Genomic DNA, 1,190 nt, shown 5'->3' on the forward strand with positions numbered 1-1,190 from the left:
AAACAGGAACGGGTCGGGCTGTTCTCTCGTTTTGCGCTGATGCGAAACTCGGTCGGTGCCGGAGTTGCGCAAAGCGCGCTTGTAACGTGGGACGGATTGCACAACACCGCCGATGGTTATGATTGCATTGGACGAGCCCTTGCCCGAGCCATCTCAACGAGTGCGCGTTGAGRGGCCCTAGCTTCGAAGGCTGCGGGTTCGCATGAGTTTGATGCCGAGCGTGCAGATGCCCATCAACGCGAACAAAGACCAATTATCGTCGACAATCACCGCCTCTCTCGCAGCGGTGATAGCAACTCGCGCCGACGCTGTCAGGAGGTGCGCTCATGCACCATTATGCCAGCCAACTTGTTGACCTGTTACTGGTGCTTGTCGCCGCGTGGATGGTGCCGGCCACCATTTTTATTATCTACGCCTATTTCGCTCGCCTTAAGAATCCGGTCAGCGAATCGGTCTTTGGACGTGTGGTCATCGTTTCCTTGTTCATCATAACCACGTCGATTTGGCTTCCGATAATTGTGGCCGCCATAGTCCTATCACTGATCGGTCATTTGTGGTTCCGCTTCAGGGGACAACTACGCAAGTAGCTAGATATTGAAAAAGATGGAGTCGAATTAGAGCGGCCCATCAGCAAACTAAAAAAGGGAAGCGAAGTAATGTCCGCGTTTCTCCCAGCTCTGACGATAGCTGCCATCAATTTTATAACAGTCGCCACGGCTGCAGAATGGCGACCGCAGTTTCTCTCAGCGTGCCGAAACGGCTGCGGGCAGCAAGGCAGCTTTTCGACGAACGCTTGCTTGCAGATTTGCATCTGCATGGCTTCAGAATTGGAAACGAAGTTTAGTACCGAGACTCTAGGATCCATTGATCCCCCGAGTGCTGAGCAACTACACCAAACTAACGAAATCAGAATGCTTTGCGTCCGGCGAGTACTAGGACGTTAGAGCTGTTGCCATTGGCTCGGAGTCGTTTATGGGCTTCAACTCTGACTTGGCCTCTAGGGCAGTCCGTCCGAGTGTCGTGGACGACCCTCGCCTACCTGCTTCCTCGCTCGATGCTGCAATCCTCGTGCACATGTATCTCGAGATGGCCCAACCCAGCCGATCAGTTGATCGAGCTTCATTTCGGAATTGGTGTACTGCATCGAATCCCAGCCGCTAAGGGTTAAAACACAACCGTAAGCTTTAAGA

Annotated in this window: 1 protein-coding gene; it reads left to right on the forward strand. The window is 53.1% G+C overall.

Annotation, left to right across the window (positions count from 1 at the left end; all coding sequences use genetic code 11):
- The first annotated feature begins 326 nt into the window (after positions 1-326).
- On the forward strand, positions 327-587 hold the full coding sequence (locus tag ACXJL8_RS41585) for a hypothetical protein (protein WP_071911332.1): 261 nt from the start codon (positions 327-329) through the stop codon (positions 585-587).
- Positions 588-1,190: the final 603 nt, after the last annotated feature.

It is taken from the genome of Bradyrhizobium sp. P5_C11_2 (genome assembly GCF_054049755.1).